General features: G+C 60.8%; 15 protein-coding genes and 1 pseudogene. 9 read left to right on the top strand and 7 right to left on the bottom strand.

Annotated elements, in window-relative coordinates; all coding sequences use genetic code 11:
• Window positions 1-52: 52 nt before the first annotated feature.
• Window positions 53-1,009, top strand: coding sequence for an ATP-binding protein (locus AC1DS6_RS30725; protein WP_477103845.1), 957 nt, complete (start codon window positions 53-55; stop codon window positions 1,007-1,009).
• 6 nt (window positions 1,010-1,015) lie between these two features.
• Window positions 1,016-2,704: an IS1634 family transposase gene (locus tag AC1DS6_RS30720; RefSeq protein ID WP_477103832.1), complete on the top strand. Its 1,689-nt coding sequence runs from the start codon at window positions 1,016-1,018 to the stop codon at window positions 2,702-2,704.
• An 82-nt stretch (window positions 2,705-2,786) separates the two neighbouring features.
• Here AC1DS6_RS30720 and AC1DS6_RS30715 read toward each other — a convergent pair whose 3' ends face one another.
• The 7 genes and pseudogenes from AC1DS6_RS30715 to AC1DS6_RS30685 form a co-directional block, all read right to left on the bottom strand.
• A complete protein-coding gene (locus AC1DS6_RS30715; protein WP_477103831.1) occupies window positions 2,787-3,662 on the bottom strand; it encodes a hypothetical protein in 876 nt (291 codons plus the stop codon).
• Between the two features lie 103 nt (window positions 3,663-3,765).
• Entirely contained in the window at window positions 3,766-4,080 is a 315-nt protein-coding gene (locus AC1DS6_RS30710) for a hypothetical protein (RefSeq protein WP_477103830.1), read from the bottom strand.
• A 247-nt stretch (window positions 4,081-4,327) separates the two neighbouring features.
• A pseudogene (locus tag AC1DS6_RS30705) lies at window positions 4,328-4,498 on the bottom strand (integrase); the annotation flags it as partial.
• 85 nt (window positions 4,499-4,583) lie between these two features.
• Entirely contained in the window at window positions 4,584-5,891 is a 1,308-nt protein-coding gene (locus AC1DS6_RS30700; RefSeq protein WP_477103829.1) for an NAD(P)/FAD-dependent oxidoreductase, read from the bottom strand.
• Window positions 5,888-6,520 carry an HAD family hydrolase gene (locus tag AC1DS6_RS30695; RefSeq protein ID WP_477103828.1) on the bottom strand — a complete coding sequence of 211 codons (633 nt, stop codon included), beginning with the start codon at window positions 6,518-6,520 and terminating at the stop codon, window positions 5,888-5,890. The genes AC1DS6_RS30700 and AC1DS6_RS30695 overlap by 4 nt, the downstream gene beginning before the upstream one ends.
• Before the next feature lie 454 nt (window positions 6,521-6,974).
• Complete coding sequence (locus AC1DS6_RS30690; RefSeq protein WP_477103827.1) at window positions 6,975-8,258, bottom strand: MFS transporter; 1,284 nt, start codon at window positions 8,256-8,258, stop codon at window positions 6,975-6,977.
• A gap of 209 nt (window positions 8,259-8,467) precedes the next feature.
• A complete protein-coding gene (locus AC1DS6_RS30685; RefSeq protein WP_477103826.1) occupies window positions 8,468-9,508 on the bottom strand; it encodes an alpha/beta fold hydrolase in 1,041 nt (346 codons plus the stop codon).
• A 104-nt stretch (window positions 9,509-9,612) separates the two neighbouring features.
• Between AC1DS6_RS30685 and AC1DS6_RS30680 the strand changes: the two genes are divergently transcribed.
• The 7 genes from AC1DS6_RS30680 to AC1DS6_RS30650 all read left to right on the top strand — a co-directional run bounded on the left by AC1DS6_RS30680 (window position 9,613) and on the right by AC1DS6_RS30650 (window position 17,991).
• The gene (locus AC1DS6_RS30680; RefSeq protein WP_477103825.1) at window positions 9,613-10,647 is read left to right on the top strand and encodes an AraC family transcriptional regulator; all 1,035 of its coding nucleotides are present in this window, start codon (window positions 9,613-9,615) and stop codon (window positions 10,645-10,647) included.
• Between the two features lie 407 nt (window positions 10,648-11,054).
• Entirely contained in the window at window positions 11,055-11,969 is a 915-nt protein-coding gene (locus tag AC1DS6_RS30675; protein WP_477103824.1) for a TauD/TfdA dioxygenase family protein, read from the top strand.
• A 112-nt stretch (window positions 11,970-12,081) separates the two neighbouring features.
• Window positions 12,082-12,558, top strand: a complete 477-nt coding sequence (locus tag AC1DS6_RS30670; RefSeq protein WP_477103823.1) for a 2,4'-dihydroxyacetophenone dioxygenase family protein — start codon at window positions 12,082-12,084, stop codon at window positions 12,556-12,558.
• A gap of 333 nt (window positions 12,559-12,891) precedes the next feature.
• Window positions 12,892-14,574, top strand: a complete 1,683-nt coding sequence (locus AC1DS6_RS30665) for a 3-(methylthio)propionyl-CoA ligase (protein WP_477103822.1) — start codon at window positions 12,892-12,894, stop codon at window positions 14,572-14,574.
• A gap of 273 nt (window positions 14,575-14,847) precedes the next feature.
• Entirely contained in the window at window positions 14,848-16,035 is a 1,188-nt protein-coding gene (locus tag AC1DS6_RS30660; protein WP_477103821.1) for an MFS transporter, read from the top strand.
• A 797-nt stretch (window positions 16,036-16,832) separates the two neighbouring features.
• On the top strand, window positions 16,833-17,204 hold the full coding sequence (locus AC1DS6_RS30655; RefSeq protein WP_477103820.1) for a hypothetical protein: 372 nt from the start codon (window positions 16,833-16,835) through the stop codon (window positions 17,202-17,204).
• Between the two features lie 64 nt (window positions 17,205-17,268).
• Window positions 17,269-17,991, top strand: coding sequence for a hypothetical protein (locus tag AC1DS6_RS30650; protein ID WP_477103819.1), 723 nt, complete (start codon window positions 17,269-17,271; stop codon window positions 17,989-17,991).
• The last annotated feature ends 157 nt before the right edge of the window (window positions 17,992-18,148 follow it).

Here is an 18,148-nt window from a genome sequence, read left to right as displayed (position 1 = left end):
GCGAATGCGGCTGCAATCTGTTTCGATCCGAAATTTCCGATGCTAGGTCGAGATCCACGTCACGAAGCCCAAAGAGGACAGCAAGCGCATCTGGGACCAGATCGAACCGCATCTGCCTCTCTTCGCGCTGTTTCAGAGCGATCGCAGCAGCCGGGATTCGGATGGCGAGGTGCAGAATCCAATGAAAGCCGCTGTCGCCGCTGCGATCGCGGAAGTGCAGGACGACATCGAACGCATTCAGTTGAAGGTGCGTGAAAAAGCTGAACAAATCGCCAGAACCACACACGAAGCACTGAGGACCATCGATCCGAATCTTGCCAGGGAACTGACACCTCAATTTGCACCGCCGACGGCATCCAAATGGACCGGCCTCTTCTCCGTAAGTCTCGATACTGATGACGGCATTGCGCTGAACAAGCGTGGCAGCGGGGTTCGCCGCCTCATTTTGGTTAGCTTCTTCAAAGCCGAGGCAGTACGCAGACTGCGCAGTGGCACCACTCGCAATATCATTTATGCGATCGAGGAGCCTGAGACGGCCCAGCGACCCAACAACCAGCGCATTCTCATCGAGTCGTTCAAGGCCCTAGCAAGTGAACCGGGGTGCGAGATCATTCTCACCACCCATAGCCCAGGTTTTGCTTCCGAACTGCCCACGGAAAGTATCCGTTTCGTGACGCGCAACGACGGTTTGAATCCGCGGATCCAGGCAGGTGCGGACGTCTTTGGCAACGTCGCAGAGACGCTCGGTGTCGTCCCACGCGGTTCCAGCGGACCACCGAAGGACGATCGGACAGATCGGACCGACCACATCACGGAAACGGGTCTGCCTGATAGAGTACGTGGGACGATTCCGAGTAGTCTCGACTCGGGTGCGAAACCGCCCTGCGGAAAAGCGCGCCCAGCTAGCCCTACTTTCGCATGGTCGGTGTTGTTCCGCGGCGGCGCCGAGTCGGAATGCCGCGTAGATACTGGATTTCGCTTGATTCTCTGGTTCGGAGATGCTACATGAAAGAACATGCACATCTTCGAACGAGAAGTCAACGGGCATCGCTACCGTATTGCCGCGCAGTCGGTGTGGGACGCGGAGCGGGGCCGTTCCGTCGCGCGCCAAGTCGTGCTGGGACCGGCCGAGCCGCCGCGAGTTGCTGATCTGAGCGCGACCCAGACGGTGGGCACGCGCGGGGTCGGCGACGTCGGAGCCTTGATCTGGGTGGCCGAGCAGCTGGACTTGGTCGGGCAGATTGATCGCGCGTGCGTAGGGGTTGGCGCCAAGGATGGCCCGTCGGTGGGTGAGTTGGCGGTGGCTGTGGCGATTCAGCGTGCGTGTGCGCCGGGACCCAAGTGCGAGCTGGGTGATTTTCTGGACGCGAGTTTGCCGCGGCTGTCGTGTTTGCCGGGGTCCGCGTTCACCGGTCAGGCCTTTCATCGCGTCGCGCAGCAGGTGACCGATGAGCAGTTGGAGCAGGCTCAGGTGGCCATCGCGAAGGCCGCGGTGGCCCGCTTCGAGCTGTCCGCCGACGTGCTCGCGTTCGATACGACCAACTTCGATACCCACATCGACACGCAGACGCCCGGCGAACTGGCCCGGCGAGGTCACGCCAAGAGCAAGAGAAGCGACCTGCGTGTCGTCGGGCTTGGCGTCCTGGTCAGCGAGACGGGGCATGTGCCGTTGTTGTATCGGGCGTATCCCGGCAACGGCTCGGACCAGGCCGTGCTCGCGGCCTGCCTGGGTGGATTGGCGCAGTTGCACGAGGCACTCGACAGTGGTGAGGGCCGCGAGCGGCCGGCGCAGCGCACGGTGGTACGAGACGGCGGGTTCTGGAGCCCGCAACTGGAACTCGATCTCGATGCCGCCGGCTACCACAGCCTCATCTCGTTGCCACTGGGGCACAAGGCCGCAGAGGAGGCGCTGCAGATGGCGGCGCAGCGCGGCGCGATGAAGCCGCTGTCGGGAAAGCTCAGCGACGTGCGGGCGGCGCGAGTTCGGACCACGGTCGGCGAGTTGGACCGCACGCTCGTCGTGGTGGAGAGCCAGGAGTTGCTGGCGGGCCAGAAACGCGGGATCGCGGTGGCGCTGCGCAAAGCGAAGGTGGAACTGAACACGCTGGAGGGGTTGATCGAAAAGGGCCGCATCACGCGCAGCCGGCTGGAGCTGCGGGTCAAGAAGGCGCTCGCTCGGGAACACCTGTCGAGCTTCGTCGCGACCACCATCGCCGGCAGCGAAGCGGTACCGACCTTGCATTGGCACGTCGATGCCACGTTGCGCCGCGAACTGGAGAGAACGCGGCTGGGCAGGCGGGTGCTGTGTACGGATCGGCACAACTGGAGCACCGGGCGAATCGTTTCCGCCTTCCGAGGACAGTGGAACGTCGAGGAGCTGTTCCGCAGGGCGAAGAAAGGCGGCGTGGTTCCCTGGGGACCGTCACACCAGTGGGCCGATGGATCGTTGCGTCTGCATACCTTCGCGACGGTGCTTGGCCTGATGCTCGTGAGCTTGGCGCGGATGGCGCTGAGGACCGACGCATCGGCGCGCCGGATGATGGAAGGACTGGCCGAGATCAAGGTGACGCTGGTGAAGACGAAGACCGGGGCAGCGGGACGACGGCCAACGGCGATGCTGGCACCGGACCTCACGTCCGAGCAGCGCCGCGCCGTGAAGGTCTTCGAGTTGCAGAGGTGGGCACCACCATTATTTCATGTATGACATCCGAGCCCATTCAGTCATGATTCACGGGCCAAGAGCCGCCGATCCAGCCTTGCTTTGCGAAAGTAGGGCTAGCGCCTGGTCAAGGCAGCCTTGATTGCGTGTCCTCGACTGGCACAATGTCCGTTGTCTCGACGCGTTGGGTCCGGTCGCTCTGACGTACGTCTGTACGCAGAACAAAATCCTCGCTCGGACAATACCAATCAGTGATCTGGCTGATCGCTGACCTGGCCGTACCAACTTCACCCAGGAACTCCATGGACCCGAGCGACGTACGCTTCTCGTAGGTAATTGGAAAGCACGCCTTGGGACCAAATGCGGTTTCGATCAACTCGCTTCGTCCTACTCGGCGCGGGCCAATTGAGACCGTGGCCGCTGGCGCATGGAGTTCGGCAAACTCCACGCCTGAGTCGCGAGCGTAGATCTTGAGCGAAACGCTGGACCTGATTTCCGCGCCGTCGAGCAACAAGCCTTCATGGAACTGGACACCCGCATAGCTGACAATCCCACTCGCTATGGACTCTGAGGTTCCGTAGGCACGGGCATAGTACCCCGACGCGTTGATTTCCCCGCGCGTTTGAATCTGAACCGCCGGAGAGGCGCCAAGGGGGGAAACGGCTACCCAGTTTCGCTGGTCTGTAAGGATCGGCGGCTCCAGCATTGCGGCTAGCGCGGTCTTCGAATGAATTTCGATGAGCGCGGCGCATCCTGATGGATCGCTGGTCTGTGGATGCTGGACGGTGGTGATGGACATGGGCATCTCACCGTCTGCCTCCATCTGGACTCTTGCCCCGGCGCGAGACCACATCTTTCCGCGGCAGTTCTCCATGGCTTGCGCCGGGTCAACCTTGGCCGTAGATGAGACGGCCAATTTTTCGGGCGAAACACAGGCAGCCTGCGCAACAATGAAGCCAACTGCTACCAATGCCCGCATCTCGGCCTTCCGATCAGCATTCATGCGCGCACCCTTTCCTGCCTGGGGATGCAGTATCTAGCGCGGCAGCGCCCATCGCGCAGCGGAGGTCGGAGCGAGAGTCAATGCGCTGGCGCGTTAGTGGATTTCATTTGGATTTCGCTCCATCAGTGTAAGGGTCCGGCTTGCCGGTACGCGCACCATCGGTATAGGGGTCAGGTTTGCCTGACTTTGCTCCGCTGGTGTATGGATCAACCTTGGATCCTTCCTTATTCAGGTCTTCCTTAGTCGACTTCTTCGCGCCTTCGGTATACGGGTCAAACTTGCCGGATTTCGCCCCCTGCGTGTAGGGGTCCACATTTCGCGCACCATCTGTATAGGGATCCGGCTTCTTCGTTCCCTGCGCCATGGCGACGCCTGCCACCAAGGTAAGCACGGTAAAAGACAAGTAAGCGTGTTTCATAGTTGTACTCCCTTCTTGAAATTTTTCCCTGTCAGTAACCTACTGCAGGTAACTTATGATGGCACTGCGATGCGCCATGTCAAGGAATGACTGCTGCCAGACAGGATGGCTTTGTGTATCACGGCCATCACTTGGCATGAGCTGTTAGGTCAATCCCCTTGACTTCGATTTCCGCAGGGAATATGTGGTTTTTCGCTCGCTTCAGAAATTTTCACCAGACCCCTTTTTTGGACCTGCCCGGCGGCATGGCATGGAGGGCGCGATTAAGTTGCCGGATGCTGAGGGGCTCGATGGGATTGAGGCCCGGGAACAGCCAGCCTCGGTCGACCATCTTGCCCTTGGCGTGGGCGACGCGCCCCCAGACGCGCAGTCGTTCGAGCAGCGCCGGCGAGAGCGTGGTGTAGCGGTCCTTGCGGCCCGAGGCTCCCCGCATTCAGTACCGGTCAGAAGTGGAAGAAGCCGGCTTCTCGGGCCGGGCCGATTCGGCCCGGATGGCGCGACGCTCAATGCAGCCGCGTCCCGGCAGCCAGCAAGCGTTCCAGCCCCTGGGCCAGCGTCACGCCTAGCGCGCGTCCCCAGCCGTGGATGGCGAGCACGTGCCGACGGTAGAAGGCGTGGTGTAGCAGGGCGGCGAACCTGCCCTCGACATGCCAGCCACTGTCCTTGCCCGGTGCCGCCAGGTTGGCGATGGCGCTGCTTCCAGCCAAGGAGACCAGCGAGCCATAGTCGCGATAGCGGAACCCCGCCGTGTGCTTGCCGGCCAAGCGCCGTGGTAACGCCTGCGAAAGATACAGCGCTTGCTGATACGCAACCTGCGCACGCGTAGGGAGCTCGGCATCTAGCTCCTGGGGCCGGCAACTGGCGCAGTCGCCGATCGCGTAGACATGCTCGTCCTCGACGCTCTGCAGGTTGGGCAGCACGCGGATCTGCCCTTTGGCATTGACTGGCAGCCCAAAGCTGGCCAGCATGCTCGGCGCGGCTATGCCGGCCGCCCACACCACCACGTCCGCCTGCATCGGCGGCTGGCCGGCGATGGTCAGACCGCTTCCGCTCACGGAGGTCACGCGGGCGCTGCAATCGACGCGGATGTTCAGCCGCGCGAGCTGCTCGCCGACGCGATCCGCGATCCGGGTTCCCAGACCGGGGAGAACTGCGGAGGAGGCCTCGATCAGGCAAATGTCCACACCGGTCATCGGGTCAAGTCGATGGACGCCATAGCGATTAAGCACGTTGGAGGTGCGGCGCAACTGCGCAGCGAGCTGCACGCCGGTCGCGCCCGCTCCGACAATGGCTACGCGGACCGTTTCCGTGGGCGCGTGCGGCTGGGCATCGGTCTGCGCGGTCCTGCGGCGCAAGGCGGTGAACACACGGTCGCGCACCTGCTCCGCGCTGCTCACACTGTCCAGCGTCAGGGCGTGTTCACGCGCGCCGGGCACACCGAAATACTGCGTCACGCCGCCTACAGCCAGCACCAGCTTGTCGTAGCCGATGGACTGGATCTGTCCGTCCTCGCCATGGCCTGTGCCAATAGGTGCCACAGAGATGGTTCGGTTGATGCGATCCACCGCCTGCAGGTCGCCCTGCACGTAGCGGAACCCGTGGCGCTCGGCCTGCAGCGCGAAAGGCGTATGGTGCACCACGGGCTCGAGCCTGCCCGCGGCCACTTCATGCAGCAGAGGCTTCCACAGGTGCGTGGGGCTGCGGTCGACCAGCACGATCTCGGCGTGCCCTCGCTTGCCTAGCCGCCTGGCGAGACGGGTGGCTAGCTGCAGTCCGGCGGCGCCGCCGCCCACGATCACAATGGCTCTCATGCGAACCTCCGGGGTTGTTGTCTTGTTGCAGCGTGCGCATCGGGTTGCCGCTGGCCGGTCACGCTGCATTCCAGCGCGTGAAAGTCTGGCCAGACGGCATCAGGGGAGCCGCACAGCACGGTCGATCCGCCTGTCTGGCGCGGCGCATCGTCATAGGCTGGCCGAACAGCGGCGGTGTGCATGCCGACGGCTTGGGCGGCGCGCAGGCTGCTCTGCGTGGCCCCGACCAGCAAAGCGCGGTGCGCCGGCACATTGGCAGTGTGCAGGATCAGCCGGTAGAGCTCGATCTCGGTTTCCCGGGGTAACAGCGCATCCGCCGTGGCGATGACCGCAAAGCGATCCATCCAGTTAGGCCCGATGGCGCCATCGAGCAGGACGCGCAGCTTGCGCGAAGAGATAGGCGCGGCAAGCGCCAGCCGCACGCCATCCAGCTCCGCGCTTCGCATGAGCTGCAATGCCTGGCTGCGGATTTCCATTGACTGGCCGGCGCGCGCTTCGGTGCAGGCATCCTCATGCCAGCGGATTAGGGGGGCGCGATCTCGCGATGCTGCGCAAGCGCCGGCCTTGCGCGATTCGTCCGCGCGGATGAGTACGTCGTCCAGGGTGAGCACCAGCAATTCCAGCGACATTTTCGGTCTCCATTTGCACTGCATTTCAATACGCGGACGCGATTGCGTTGCCGGTCAGGGCACCATGAGGTAGCCGCTTCATATTGAAAACTCATTAATTTGTTGCCGTCGATGCTGGCGGCCTTCACGGTAGACCAACCCGGACGTCAAGATCAGGCTCCACGTGGGTAACAGCGAGGAGATCGTACAGATGCGGCATTTGATGTTTCCTGCTTGCCCGGTCATGAGGCGGGACGTCGCAGGAAATTGCTGCCGGAAAGTTCAGAGCGCGGGACTGGATGGACGTGTATTGAGGCTTGCAGATTTGTAGACGGCACTGAATAGCCACCGTCATTCCCGGGAAAGCGGAAATCCAGCTTCTTTGAACGTAACTGGATCACCACTTTTCATGGTGACGACTATTACCGTTGTCCTGAAACTGCCAAGCGTCAATAGGAATGTCCGCAGCCTTGTGTCATCGCTCTCCACGCAGATGACGCACGCCAATCAGCAAGACGACAGCGGACGCGACACTGGCGAGTGGCAATAGTTGCAAAGCGGACGCCAGACCCAGTCGGTCGGCCAATGCTCCCGTCACAAAGGAACCTGGCGCCAGCCCAAGAATGTTGTAGGCTAAGGCAAGCGTTGCCATGGCGGTACTGTGAATCGCCTTGGGCGTCAGATTCGCAACCATCGCGCCGGTCGGGCCAATAATGCCAGCGCTGAAGAACATCGCCGATGCGATGAGCGTAAGTTGAGCGGAACCGGCAGGCAACTGAAATGCCGCGAACAGCAATGCTCCGCAGGCCAGGTTATAGCTGATCGCCAAGAGGATTTTCCGTCGTGGCGAACCACGTCCCAGGCGATCGGACAGTGCGCCGCACAAGGGCATGCCACATGCGCCGCAAAGGACAAAGACCGCGGCGACGCCGCCCGCCCGGCTCAGTGGCATGTCATAGACGCGATTCAGGAAGCTCGGCAGCCAGGCAAGCAGGCCACCATTGATGAATAGCTGCAGCCCGCTGCCGATATAGACGCAGATCAACACCGGGGAGGAGAACAGGTCCCTCAGCACATGCCTGACGCGGACGGTGGCTAGCGATTCGGTTTGTCCACTGCCGGTTGATTGACCTTGCTCCCCTTCGATCCGCGACGACTTGGCCACGATCATATAGAGCAGGGTCAGCACGATGCCAAAGATCGCCATGCCAACGAACGCACTCCGCCAGCCGAACTGGCTTGCCAGTGAACCGCCGAGCCCGATCCCCATTACCGAGCCGACCATGCTGCCGGCCATAAATGCACCAGCTACCGTGGAGGTGTACCGGGGCGGAAACATGCTGATGAGGATGGCCACGCCAACGCTGGCGTAAGCGGCTTCGCCGACACCGACCAGAAAGCGCGCTGATAGCAACGTGTAATAGTTGGGCGACAAGCCGCAGAGCAAGGTCGCGATGCTCCAGATCGCCGCCATGGTGGTCACGCTGCGTACACGACCCCATCGGTCGGCCGCAAGCGAGAGTGGGAACGCCAGGATGCCAACAGCCAGCGAGACAATGCCGCTGAGCGCCCCGAGCTGAGTGTCGGACAGACCCCACTCCGCCTTTATTTGCGGAAAGACGGCGTTGAGCACCTGCCGCGACATATAGTCGGACAAAAGCAGTCCGAATGTCAGCGCAAAAATGACCCATGCATAGCCGCGAATGGATCGCGGCTGCGCACCGTCAGAGCATGCAGTTTCTTGAATAGTCAGTGCCACAGTTTTGTCTCCAATCTTTGCTGCTGCTAATATCATCAGTGCGCAGCTTTCTCTTTGCTTCTGGTGTCCGCGGCGGCGAACGCCTGGCTCTACCATAGCCGCTAGATTCACCCTACGCGGGCTCTCAGGGAAAGTGAAACTTGCCCTCTGCTCAAGCCGCCATGTCGCTGGACGTCCGGTCCGAACGTCGCAGCCGAACCACGTGGACGCTAACCCCCGAACTGCCCGAGAAATTCCAGCAGCAATTCGTTGACTTGATCAACGCGTTCTTCTGCCGCGGCATGGCCCACGCCGGGGAGCATCACCTTCTTCTGCAGTCCGGGTAGGTAGGCCTCGAGGCGATCGTAGAGACCGCGGATTTCGACCGGTTCGAGGGAAGGATCGGCAGCGCCACCGATGAACAGGCTAGGCTGGCGCACCACCGCGCCGTCCAGGAACGCCGTGATTTCCCAGTTCCGGTCGCGGCAGCGGTAGTAGTTCAGGGCACCGGTAAAGCCTGTGCGCGTGTATTCATCGACGTAGTAGTCGATTGCCCGTGCGCTCAACCACGACGGGAACTCCTTCGGCTCAGTGAAGGCGTTGAGAATGGGCTCACCGGGTTCGACGAACAGGCGCCAGCGTTCGGCGCCGACGGCGCTGCCGGAAACCGAGTAGAAGATGCTGCGCAAGGTCTTGCCCGGATCGCAGGCCAACTCGCGATCCGGCTTGCCGATCTGTTGGAAGTACAGGTGGTGATACACCCTGCCTTTTGCCATTTCCCGCAAGCCGACGGTCGGTCTGACCTTGCCGCGCGGTGGCACCGGCGTATTCAGCATCACGAGGCCGCGGAACAGGTCGGGCCGCAGCATGGCCGCCGCCTGAGCCACCCATGCGCCCAGGTCGTGTCCGATGATCACCGCGGACGTTTCACCCAGGGCCGCCATCAAGCCAACCATGTCGCCGACTGCCTGACTCATGTCGTAGGCTTCAATGGCATCTGGCCGATCGGTTTGCCCAAATCCCCGTTGATCGGGGACGACGACCCGAAAGCCGGCCGCGGCCAACGCCGGGATCTGACGCCGCCACATGTACCACAGGTAGGGAAAGCCATGCAGCAGAATGACGAGGGGGCCCCGCCCCTCGTCGATGTAATGCATGCGTATGCCGTTGACGTCGGCAAAGCAGTGGTTAAATGCTTCGGGGTCGTCGGCGTCCACTTGCCTGAATGCGGCCTCCGTCCGTCCGATGTGCGTTACAGCGCTTGCGTCCATTGTCTACCTCCATCTTTTCAAGATCTCGGCCTCTAAGGTAGTCCTGATAGGCTGATCTGCGCTAACCTTGTCAGGACATAACCTTGTGAAATTGGGACAGGTACATGAATACCCTGACGCGAAGTGCCAGCCTTACCGACTATGAGCACGTGGCGCGCTCCGTGGGGCTTGATCCCTTTCGTATGCTGCGCATGGCCAAGCTGCCGGCCAAGGTCCTCGACGATCCGAATGTGATGATTAGTGCCGATTCGGTGGGATGGCTGCTGGAGGAGTCGGCCCGGCTGTCTGGCCAGGAGGCCTTCGGACTGTTGCTCGCGGAAACGAGAAGCCTGGCCAACCTGGGCATGCTGGCGCTGGCGATCCGCGAAGAGCCAACGCTGCGCGCAGCCATGCAGTCTTGCGTCCGCTATATGCGACTGCACAACGCCGGCGTGCAATTGCGGCTTGACGACGCAGGCGACGTCGTTCGGCTGCATGTGGGCGTGAATATGCAGGGTCATGGTGCCTGGCGCCAGGCTATCGAAATGTCGACCGGTATTGCATTGCGGATGTTTCGCATGCTGACCCGCAATACCTTCCGGCCGGCAAGGATCAGTTTCACCCACGAGCGGCCCGCCAGCCTTGCAGTGCACCGGCGCGTGCTGGGCACGGCGATCGAGTTTTCCCAGGAATGCAATGCCATCGTCTGCTGCGGGCGCGATCTGGATCTGCCCATCCCTGCAGCAGACCCGACGCTGAATCGCGAGGTGAAGCGATGGCTGGACGTGCAGTTGGCCAGCCTGCGCGACGAGCCGGTGCAGCGGGCGCGCCAGATCGTCAGGATGCTGCTGCCAAGCGGACTGTGTTCCGTCGATCGGGTTGCCCAGCATCTTGGCATGCATCGACGCACCCTGAACCGGCATCTCGCAGCGGAGGGTGAAAGTGTCGCAACGATCATCAATGCGGTACGCGCTGAACTCGCCAAGGAGTATCTGGCCAACAGCAAGCGCAAGCTGTATGAAGTTGCCGAACTTCTCGGCTTTGCCTCTGCCAGTGATTTTTCGCGCTGGTTCCGCGGCCAGTTTGGCAAGACACCCTCGGAGTGGACCGCCCACTACCGGCCGAGCAAGGCGGCAGCCGGACCGCTCTCACATAAGTAAGCAGGCAGCTTCGGGGCCGGCTCGCGCGCCCCTGCGTCATCCGGCCGGCCGCACTGCCTGAACCAGCCGCGCCCTACACGTTCCTGGCGTTCCCCACCCGATGCCACGATCGCCGGCATTGTCGCCCTGACTGCACGAGAGCGTTGTCGCTACCCGCTTCCAGCTAAGCGGTTCGGCCTCGTGTCCCAATTTGCCTAGAAATTGTCCTGCAATGCCTATGGCGTTGCGGCCGTATTCTCTATTATGAATCCCGTGGCAGCGACGAAACGATGCCCCTGCCCTGTTGACAGGGGCCAGCTACATCTGCCGGACGCGCATACGCACGCCGCCGCACAAGCACAGACTGGAGACAACATTCAATGACAGCAAGCGCCGTAACTCAAGACACGACTTCAAACGCCAAGCCCATGGCACCGGCCATTATCCGGCCATCGGTGCGGCGGCATTCCATCAAGGTGGAGCTTTGCACGCCTGCCATCGGCGCCGATCTCAGCAATATCAGCCTGGCGGATGCCGCGCTGGATCCTGACGCCATTGCCGAAATCCGGGCGCTATGGCTCAAGCATAAAGTCCTGTTCTTTCGGGATCAGAACATCTCGCCGATGGAGCAACAGAACTTCGCCGCACAATTCGGCGAACTGGAAGCCCATCCCTTCGCTCCGAGCCATCCGGAGGCGGACAAGCTGCTGATGCTGTACCGCAATCTCGACCCGAGCAAGCCCAAGGGCTTCGTCGAAAAGGCCAGCCGCGAAAACGCCTGGCATGCCGATCTCACCTACAAGAAGGTGCCGGCCCGCGGCGCGGTGTTGCGCTGCGAACTTGGTCCGGACACCGGCGGCGACACCATGTGGTCCAACATGGCGATGGCCTATGCAAAACTGCCCGACACCATCAAGCAACGGATCGCTGGCCTGTACGCCAAGCACAGTGCCGAGCACAGCTTTGGCGCCCAGATGCCGATCGAAGAACGTCTCGCGATGGCCGCGAAGAGCCCCGCCGTCGAGCACCCGGTGGTGCTCACCCATCCTGAGACGGGCGAAAAGGTGTTGTTCGTCAACTCGTTGCTCACGACCCATTTCTCGAATTTCCTCAACTTCGAGGACATCCGCTACGGCCAGGACTTCATGCCGGAAGCTCATCATCTGATGAACTATCTGACCTCTCAGGCCGCGATTCCGGAATACCAGGTACGTCTGAAGTGGAGAACCAACACGGTTGCCATGTGGGACAACCTGCAGGTTCAGCACTACGCAGTGGCGGACTACGGCAATGCGCCAAGAAAGATGCTGCGCGCCACCCTCGCGGGCACCCCGCTGGCCTGAGCCGAGCGGTTCCCTCTGGTGAATTCAGGGCATCCGCCCATCAGAGACGGGCAGCCCTGTCAGTTCACCAAGTTTTGACCTCAAGACCATAAGCAAACCAATGGAGACAACTATGCTCTACGAACACGTCGACACCGCAGTCATCGATGGCGAATCGCTGCCGTGGGTACCTTTTACCCCGTATGCAGAAAACGTCCTGATGAAGTATTTCAAGCTTGACCCGATCCGGGGTGAAATCATCGTACTGATGAAGGCGCCGCTCGACATGCAATTGCCCAGGCACCACCACACCGGTACGGTCATGGTCTACACAATCGAAGGCAAGTGGAAATACAAGGAGCACGACTGGGTCGCCGGGCCCGGCAGCGTCGTGTACGAGACCGCCGCCTCCACCCACACGCCTGAAGTCGTCACGGAAGGCGGAGACGGATATATGGTCGTACTGGTGCAGATGACCGGCGATCTCGCGTTCCTCGACGAGAACAACAACATCGTCGCCCTCGAAAACTGGAAGACCGCGCTGCAGCGCTATCTTGCCTATTGCGAGCAGCATGACATCAAGCCGAAGGACCTCACGGCCTTCAACTGATCTGGATTTCACGGGGACGCCCGAAATCCCCTCGGGTCCCCGTGTCATTCCGTGCGTCGCCCGCAAGGCGCAACAGACGGTCCGGCGATAGACTCCGACACCACGCCGAGTCATCGCTGTACATAGGCGCCGATAGGATGGCTGCGTGCACCGAGCACGCAGCTCATTCCGCATCGCGATCTCTCCCGCCGCCAGAGCCGTCACCTGTCGCAAAGACCCAGGAGAGGGGAAACACGCACACGGTCTCGGTTCGCGCCTTGAAGCGGAACCCGACAGAGGGGTACGGCCATCTGCTCGCTCCCCGATCGCAGACATTACGAACGGAACGATGCCATGAATGGCTTGATGATGCAAAAGCAGTTGTTGATCTCCTCACTCATTGTGCATGCCGACCGCCATCACGGCGATACGGAGATCGTGTCCCGGCGGGTGGAGGGCGATATCCATCGCTACACCTTCCGTGACTGCCACCGTCGCGCGCGCCAGATGGCCAGCGCGCTGACCAGCCTCGGTGTCAAGCCCTCCGATCGGATCGGCACGCTGGCATGGAATGGCTATCGCCACCTGGAGTTGTACTACGGCGTCTCCGGCATGGGTGCCATTCTGCATACCATCAACCCTCGCCTGCATGAAGACCAGGTCGCCTACATCGCGAATCACGCCGAAGACCAGTACATCTTTTTCGACCTGACCTTCCTGCCGCTGATCAAGGCCGTCGCCGGCCGCTGCGAGACGGTCAAGGCGTTCGTCGCCATGACCGATCGCGCCCACATGCCGAAGGACGCCGGCATTGACAATCTGCTGTGCTATGAAGATTTGGTCCAGCAGGGCTCGTCCGACTACGCTTGGCCGATCCTCGACGAGGACGCCGCCAGTACGCTCTGCTACACCTCTGGCACGACGGGCAACCCGAAAGGGGCCCTGTACAGCCATCGCTCATCGCTGCTGCACACCTATGCGGCCGCGCTGCCTGATGCGCTGAACTGTTCGGCGCGCGACGTGATCCTGCCAGTTGTGCCGATGTTCCATGTCAATGCCTGGGGACTTCCGTACATCGCGTGCATGGTCGGCGCCAAACTTGTATTCCCCGGACCGGCCTTGGACGGCAAGTCGCTATATGAACTGCTCGAAGCCGAGCAGGTTACGCTCTCCGCCGGCGTTCCGACTGTCTGGCAAGGCCTGCTTGGCCATCTTGAGGAAACAGGCCAGCAATTCTCGAGCATGAGACGCACCATCATTGGTGGTGCGGCCTGTACTCCGGCCATGTTGCGCAAGTTCCAGGAAACCTACGGCGTAGCGGTATTGCACGCCTGGGGGATGACTGAACTGAGCCCGATCGGAACCGTCGGCAGCATGAAGGCCAAGCACTTTGAGATGTCCCAGGAGAAGCGTTATGCCGTGCAATCCAAGCAAGGCCGTGCAGTGTTTGGCGTCGACATGAAGATCGTTGGCGCTGACGGCATGGAGTTGCCCTGGGACGGCGCGACTTCCGGTGACTTGTGGGTGCGTGGGCCATGGGTGGTGCGCGACTACTTCAGGAACGAGGGGGACGGTCCGCTGCAGGTGGATCACGAAGGGCAGGCATGGTTCCCGACCGGCGATGTGGCGACCATCGATGCCGATGGCTTCATGCAAATCACCGATCGCAGCAAGGACGTCATCAAGTCTGGGGGCGAGTGGATTGGCTCCATCGACCTCGAGAACATAGCCATGGCTCACCCTGCGGTATCCATGGCAGCGTGCATCGCAGCGCGCCACCCGAAGTGGGATGAGCGGCCGTTGCTCATCGTGGTCAGGAAAACAGGAAGCGAGCTTTCCCGCGAGCAGTTGCTTGGCTTCTACGAAGGGAAGATCGCGAAGTGGTGGACGCCGGACGATGTGGTTTTCATCGACAAGATCCCGCTGGGTGCCACAGGGAAGATTCTGAAGAATCAGTTGCGAGAGCGCTTCCGCGACTTCCTTATGGAGCCGGCGGAATGCAGCAGGACAATCTCACCGGCTTCGGCATCTCATTGAATCATCCGATCGGCACCAGGGGCGCTAGATGCCGTCACGGCCGGGCATGAGCTGCATCAAGTCCAGGGTCGGTATGCACTTGTTACGATGGGGGCGGCCGGGGAATCGCGCCGTTTTCGAGCGAACCTGATTAGCCGAGGACAAGCCTGGCAGCCACCATCGGCACGGGGTCTGGTGAGCAATGCGGACAATGAGCAGTCAGGATCCCAAACATATTCATTACCCCCGTCACTTATGCAACACATAGCCGACACAAAGCCACCATTGAGCCCCATGCAAGCACTGCCCTTGCTGGGGCTTCTGGGTATTCTGGTGTCGCTTTGGTCTGACATCCTGTTTCCTACCCTTACGGCGATTCAGCAGGACCTGCGCATATCGGCTACCGCCGTGCAGCAAACGGTGTCGCTCTTTTTTGTCGCCAATGCTTTCATGTGCCTGTGGCATGGCGTCATTTCAGATGCCTACGGCAGGCGAAGGCCCCTGAGCTTCGTGCTGGTGGTGCTGCTGCTGTCTTCGATGCTGTGCTTAAAGGTAACGCGCATTGAGGAACTCTGGGTGCTGCGCACTGTGCAAGGCCTGGCAGCCGGCATCGGAACGATTCTGTGCCGCGCAATCATCCGCGATATGTATTCCGGCATTGCTGCTCAAAAAATGATCGCGCGGACCAGCATTGTCCAGTGCCTGGGCCCCACCCTAGTACCCATGCTGGGGGGATGGCTGACCTTCGTATGGGGCTGGCGCGCAGTCTTTGCCTTCCTTGCCCTGGTGGCCGCGCTGATGCTGGTGGTCTACCGTCGGCTGCTGCCGGAAACCCTGCCGCATAGCCGCCGTCAGCCGATGCGCGTCGCCACGCTGTGGCGCGGCTACCGCGTTGTGATGGGCTCGGCCTGGTTCATGCGCCTGACCGTGGCCCATGCGTGCAACTGGATGGCGATGTTCCTGTACGTCGCAGCCGCTCCACAGTATGTCGTCCATCTCCTGGGACGCCCTGCGACCGAGGTCTACGTTGTATATGTGCCGATGGTGCTGGGTCTGATTGCGGGCTTGGTCTGCCTGCCAATCCTGCTTCAGCGATGGGGCACGCAGCGCACGGTGCGCCTGGCCTACTTCGGCTTTCTGGGAGTCAATCTTCTTAATGTGGCCTTGGCCCTGTTTATCGCACCCGGGCTGGTTCACCTGGTGCCATTGGGCGCTTATGCCTTTATGGTTGCCTTGTCCATGCCGCTGCTCATCGGCCATGCGCTGCAGCCATTTCCTGAGAACGCGGGCCTGGCTGCATCTTGCCAGATGCTTTTGCAATACACAGGCATGGCCTTGATTGCCGGCGTGCTGGCCCCGCTGCTTTGGAACTCTTTCTGGCTCATGGCCCTGGGCTGTGCCGTGCTTACGCTGGTTAGTGCAGTGTTGCTGCTTTGGCAAGGCCAAGCCACTCGTCGGGCGAATCGAATATCCGTGGCCTGAGTCGGCGGCCAGCTTCTTCGCTTGAAGATGCGGCCTGCCTACGCCCGCGCTGTTGACGGTGGTTACGCTTGTTGAACAGCGTGTCGAACGCCTGCCCCGCTTCGCCCCCGCCCTGTTGCAACAAATTGGAGCGAAGTGTCATCTTAAAGTCCACGTTCGTTTCTGCAAAGCTGACGTCCGCTTCTCGGCCGAACTCGGCCATTCGGCCTCACATCGTCGAATGGCCGAGTCACGGGTCGGGAGCTGTCACCCGACATGGGCGCGACCTGGCCGGGAAGCAGCTGATCAGACGTGTCTATGCAAGTAGGGGCGCTCGGTGTCTGCCGTTGTGGCGCGAAATGCCCAAGAGGTTGTGTCAAACTCTTTTGTTGCAAGATCTCTGCCCGAATCGAGTTGAGTTGTGTTTGTGTCAAACTCTATTTCGCTGGAGTGCGATCACGTGCGTCGCTAGGTGTCTGATTTTATTGGGTGCATTGTGTCAAACTCTATTGTTCGTTCACAGGAGGCCACTCCGAAGGCAAAAGGTATATGCGTCAACCCCCTGTGTGCGAGCGAGATGATCGCTCGATGCGGCAGGGTGAAGGGTATGGCACTGGGCTCATAAGGGCCGCCCACCGTGTGATCCATGGTACGAATCCGAGACGCAGTGGCATCGCGATTGGAAGGACAAATTTCCCTCGGAGTGGCAGGAGGTTGTGCATCAGGACTCTGTCACGAGCGAGACGCATGTTGCAGACGTTAAGAACCCGTTCGGCTTGGTCATCGAGTTTCAACATTCCCCGATAGCACCAGAGGAGATGCGATCGCGTGAAGCGTTCTATAAAGAGGTGATTTGGGTCGTGGATGGCCTACGTGGAGACTTGGATCTTTCTTTTTTCCGTATGGGGCTGAGCGGGCCGATCCAGCAGTCTCCCTTGGCATACCAAGTCCAGTGGCTAGGACGCGGCCAGTTGTTAAGAAATTGGGCGGAAGCAAAAGCAAAGGTTTACCTTGATTTCGGTGAGAACGTACTGTGGAGATTGGTCCTATACGACGCGGAGCGAAAGATAGGCGTTGTAGGACCTGTACTGCGTGACGCCTTTATTCGCGATTGCCTAACGGGAAAAGCCATTCATGTAACGGAGAACGGTCCGCAGTTGCCGGCACCACTGATTCAAGTCAAGGGATAGGAAAAGCAGGCCGACGCCCGCGCACAGGTAAACAATTACCGCCACGAACGATAGGGGACTCGAAATGGCACATTCGGAACCGGCAACGCTGGAGGAAGCTCGCAATATCGCTGCTAGGTTGAAAGCAGCGCTTCCTGAGGCCGTGGATGCTGTCAGTCAGGGCATTGATCACAAGACCGTGTTCTACATGCTTGTTGCGCGGGAGTCTTTGCTGCATCGCGTATCCGGGCTTGCGGACGACGCACTATCTTTGATCGATGCCGGCCGACACCTCAGTGCTGCAATTCTCACGAGATCAATGCTCGAGTCGGCCGCGGTACTGGGGTTCTTGTTGCGTAGTTTGGAAGCGTTCGAACGATCGGGCGACGTGCCAGCCTTGTATAAACGGGTTGCGATGGTCGTGGTTGGGGCAGGCACCGGGACCGAAGGAAGCCCCGCTTCCGTCCACGTCTTGGACGCAATTAGAGAGGCAGATAAGCGGTTACCCGTTCCCGGTTTGTACCGCTTATACGAAAACTTGAGCGAATTCGCGCACCCGAACTGGAGCGGCTTGCTCGGCACCTTCGGTACCCATGAAGGCCCTTTGCATGCAATTTCAAGCACGGTCACGGTCGAGGAGGACGGCGTTTCGTATGAGGCGACGTACACCGTTAGTTCCAAAGTCGTTACGGTCAATTCATTCTATGGCTCCAGTTCGACTCAAGTCGGGGGATCTCCGGCCCACTCGGTCGCCCGCATGCTGTTCCGCGAAATCTTGAGGGGCGCAAAAGCACGAGGCGAGCTGTAAGGGAACGGAAAAGGCAATGTCGGACTCCCGCGCGTGCGCCGGCTGGCTGGCCACGGTTGGCCACCGTCATCCTGGCGTGCGCCGGGCTACCTGCCTGGCAGATGAGTGACTTTGAGAACGGGAAAGTGGGTGATGGAGCGGAATACATCCAGACATA

The sequence above is a fragment of the Cupriavidus sp. 05L310 genome (assembly GCF_056398185.1).
The sequence above is the reverse complement of the archived record's forward strand: the minus strand, read 5'-3'. Positions and strand labels throughout refer to the sequence as shown.